This is a genomic window from Cryobacterium fucosi, assembly GCF_004403515.1.
GTDB lineage: Bacteria > Actinomycetota > Actinomycetes > Actinomycetales > Microbacteriaceae > Cryobacterium > Cryobacterium fucosi.
The window spans coordinates 1-3,000 of record NZ_SOHH01000003.1; the positions used below are offsets into that span (position 1 = coordinate 1).

At 62.2% G+C, this 3,000-nt stretch carries 8 protein-coding genes; 7 read left to right on the forward strand and 1 reads right to left on the reverse strand.

All coding sequences use genetic code 11. The annotated features are described in order from the left end of the window. The coding region (locus tag E3T48_RS00040) for a helix-turn-helix domain-containing protein (protein ID WP_166789573.1) at window positions 1–293 on the reverse strand (293 nt) is incomplete at its 3' end. Between the two features lie 99 nt (window positions 294–392). Here E3T48_RS00040 and E3T48_RS00045 point away from each other — a divergent pair. The 7 genes from E3T48_RS00045 to E3T48_RS17030 form a co-directional block, all read left to right on the forward strand. After that, complete coding sequence (locus E3T48_RS00045; RefSeq protein ID WP_134521859.1) at window positions 393–647, forward strand: MerR family transcriptional regulator; 255 nt, start codon at window positions 393–395, stop codon at window positions 645–647. Further along, window positions 647–805 (forward strand): hypothetical protein, encoded by a 159-nt coding sequence (locus E3T48_RS16565; protein ID WP_166789574.1) that lies wholly within the window; start codon window positions 647–649, stop codon window positions 803–805. Before E3T48_RS00045 ends, E3T48_RS16565 begins: the two co-directional genes overlap by 1 nt. Before the next feature lie 24 nt (window positions 806–829). Beyond that, on the forward strand, window positions 830–1,198 hold the full coding sequence (locus tag E3T48_RS00050; protein WP_134521860.1) for a hypothetical protein: 369 nt from the start codon (window positions 830–832) through the stop codon (window positions 1,196–1,198). Beyond that, window positions 1,195–1,476: a hypothetical protein gene (locus E3T48_RS00055; RefSeq protein ID WP_134521861.1), complete on the forward strand. Its 282-nt coding sequence runs from the start codon at window positions 1,195–1,197 to the stop codon at window positions 1,474–1,476. The genes E3T48_RS00050 and E3T48_RS00055 overlap by 4 nt, the downstream gene beginning before the upstream one ends. 20 nt (window positions 1,477–1,496) lie before the next feature. After that, a complete protein-coding gene (locus E3T48_RS00060; RefSeq protein ID WP_174844109.1) occupies window positions 1,497–1,904 on the forward strand; it encodes a RusA family crossover junction endodeoxyribonuclease in 408 nt (135 codons plus the stop codon). Window positions 1,905–1,928: 24 nt separating this feature from the next. After that, window positions 1,929–2,603, forward strand: coding sequence for a hypothetical protein (locus E3T48_RS00065; protein WP_134521863.1), 675 nt, complete (start codon window positions 1,929–1,931; stop codon window positions 2,601–2,603). Next, window positions 2,600–3,000: hypothetical protein (locus E3T48_RS17030; protein WP_206751159.1), on the forward strand; the 401-nt coding region annotated here is incomplete at its 3' end. The genes E3T48_RS00065 and E3T48_RS17030, both read left to right, overlap by 4 nt.

Below are 3,000 nucleotides of genomic sequence, written 5' to 3' on the forward strand. Positions count from 1 at the left end.
TAATCCATTGTCCGTACCTTCGATTGATTCGCGGGGCCGTCAGGATTGCCTGCGGTCTCGACGCCGTCAAGAATCCATTCCAGCGGCACGCCCGTGAATAGCGCCCAGTCTCGCAGTTGCGAGTATTTGGGTTCGGTGCGCCCGTTGATGTAGTTGCTGATTGTGTTGCGGGACACGTGCAGGTGTTCCGCCATGTCGTTCGACGAGATCCCGGCGATCTTGAGGGCTTTGGCGAGCCGGTCGGACTTATCGAAGCTGAGCCGGGACTGTGGGTGTTCCTGTGTGATGCTCATGCACAGATCATTGCACAAGCTTGTGCAACTTGCAATGACTAGTGCAAAAGATTGTAAATCTATCTTGCACAATGTGGTGCAAGGGTGCATAGTTGTGAAATGCACAAGACACAGAAGGTAAACGCGATTGGATCGGCGGAAGCTGCGCGCATTCTGCACATCGACCGATCTACGCTCACCCGCTGGGCGGCTGCCCGCAAGATCATTCCGATCTTCACCGCAGACGGCGATACCGGCGCGATGTTCTTCGACCCCGCCGATGTTGCTGCCCTTCTTGCATTGACCGCCCCCGTCGATTCGACCTCCCCCCAGGTTGAGTCGACGGGGGTTTCTTCTGTGTCCGGGGGTGCCTGATGCGTGCCGCGGGCTGGTGCATCGTCCTGTCGATCCTGTTTGTGGTCGCCGGGTTCGTACGCGGCGCGGGGGTGTTCGACGGGCTCTCGTTGCTCGCGATGATCTTCGCTTTCGCGGGCATGGGTTTCGCGCTGCGCGCCGACGACCTTCGCCGCTAACCAAATTGCAAAGGAGCAATCACGATGACTATTCATGGGAGGTCGGGTAATAACCCGATCGACGTCGACTATCCGGAACCGATGTGGGTGGAGTTGGGCCGCCGGGTAGATGTGTTCGCCCGGGAGGCTGTGCAGTTCGCGACGGAGGATCTCGACGCGCTGCTGGAACCACTGGATTTCCCGGCCCCGCAGAAGTGCAGCAAACCGAAGTGCACCGACCCGGCTGAGTGGCTTCTGGTGCACACCTGCTGCCAAGAGGAGTACATCTACTGCACCATGCACACGGGTTTCACCCGCATACGTCTCAAGTCTGTGCCGTCGATGTGCGCGCATTGCACCGCCCCGTTGATGGTGTCGGATGTGCAGTTCAACCCGATGGTCGGTGTCTCGTGAGCACCGACACGCTCGTCGGCGTCGACGAGGCCCTGATCGTCGCTCTCGATTTCGACGAGGCGAAGGTGTGCGAGCTGCCAGTCCTGTGCAGCCGGGAGGCCGTGTTCCTCATCATGCACAACTGCTGCGGGTTCGCCTACATGTCTTGTCAATTCCATCTTGATGGCCTCCGCGAGTTGTTCAACTCCTTTACACCGCGTGAGTTGGGGAAGCTTATCTGCGGGAAGTGCAATCGGCGGGCCAAGTCATTCCCAACAGTCCTCCCGTTGAAGGCGTGACCGTCGTGTTGTGGGATCACGTGTTCACCGTGTTCGTCCCGGGGGAGCCGGGCCCGCAGGGATCGAAGATCGGGTTCTCGAAGATCGGCACGACGAAGGTTCAGATGGTCGAGGCGTCGAAGAAGGTCAAGCCGTGGCGGTTGGCGATCGTGGCAACGTGCACGGGTCTGGTGAATGCCCCGATCGATGACCCGGTCCGTATCCGGCGGCTGTACCTGTTCGACCGGCCGAAGACGGTGACACGGGAGTTCCCGATCGGTAACGAGGGCGACATCGACAAGCTCGACCGGGCCACGTTCGACGGCTTGGTGATGGCTGGTGTGCTCCGTGACGACCGTCTGGTGGTCGCGGGCAGCCATATGAAGCGGTATGTGACGGCCGGGCAGAAGCCGGGCGCGTGGCTGCGTATTGAGATTCTCCCGTTCTAGACGGGCTAACGAGAGGTGAGGCGAATGAGCGACACGAAGTTGAGGGCGAAACTCCCGGAGGGTGACGCGAACGGGTTGAAGGGTGAGGTGTGGCGGAAACGGTTGGTGGAGCAGCCGCTCCGCCCCCGGGTGGCGATCGTCATTTTCGACGCACCGACTGGTGCCGTGGACCATGAGACGGGCATGGAGATCCCGTCGGTCAGGGTTTTGGCGGTCGAACCGGTGCTGGACCCGATCACGGAGCAGATGCTGGTCAGCCTGCTCACGGACATGTCGTCGGCCCGGACGGGCGCGGCGACACTCGACATCGACTTCCCGGCGCCGACACCGGAACCGGACATGTGGACGGGACCTCTCCAGTTGGAGCAGCGCGGCGTGTACACGTTCATCGTGAGGGCACTGCCCGGCGCACGATTCGGCCTGTACCTGGTCACGGACACGGGCGCGGAGGTCGGCAAGCGGGGCGCGCTGAAACCTGCCGAACACGGGGGCGTTGAACCGGGCTCGTATGTTCTCGAATTGCTCCCGGAGTCGTTGCAGCGGATCGCCCATGTGCTCGTGGGCGAGTGGGAGGCGAACGTGGTCGAGGCCGAGGTGGTCGACGAGGCCCCCGACGCCCCGGAGTTCGACGAGGACGACGCCGGCGATTTCGAACCTGGTGACGCCGCTGACTTCGATTTCGACGGTGGTGAGTCATGAACGTCACAACACAGTCCGAACTGGACGCGGCGCTTGCCGACGACAAGACCACCGACATCTACATCGACGCACCCGCCGGTGTGTGGCTGCGAATCGAAAGCAGCACTGGGAAGCACGTCGTGGCTTGGGGTTCGTCCCACGTCGAGGCTTGGGATTCGTCCCACGTCGAGGCTCGGGGTTCGTCCCACGTCGAGGCTTGGGGTTCGTCCCACGTCGAGGCTTGGGGTTCGTCCCACGTCGTGGCTCGGGGTTCGTCCCACGTCGAGGCTTGGGGTTCGTCCCACGTCGTGGCTCGGGGTTCGTCCCACGTCGAGGCTCGGGATTCGTCCCACGTCGAGGCTCGGGATTCGTCCCACGTCGAGGCTCGGGATTCGTCCCACGTCGAGGCTCGGGATTC

What these genes read in the sequence shown, in the direction of transcription:
- E3T48_RS00065 (WP_134521863.1), top strand. Translation starts at nt 1,929, where the DNA reads ATGAGCGACACGAAGTTGAGGGCGAAACTCCCGGAGGGTGACGCGAAC.
- E3T48_RS00050 (WP_134521860.1), top strand. Translation starts at nt 830, where the DNA reads ATGACTATTCATGGGAGGTCGGGTAATAACCCGATCGACGTCGACTAT.
- E3T48_RS16565 (WP_166789574.1), top strand. Translation starts at nt 647, where the DNA reads ATGCGTGCCGCGGGCTGGTGCATCGTCCTGTCGATCCTGTTTGTGGTC.
- E3T48_RS00045 (WP_134521859.1), top strand. Translation starts at nt 393, where the DNA reads ATGCACAAGACACAGAAGGTAAACGCGATTGGATCGGCGGAAGCTGCG.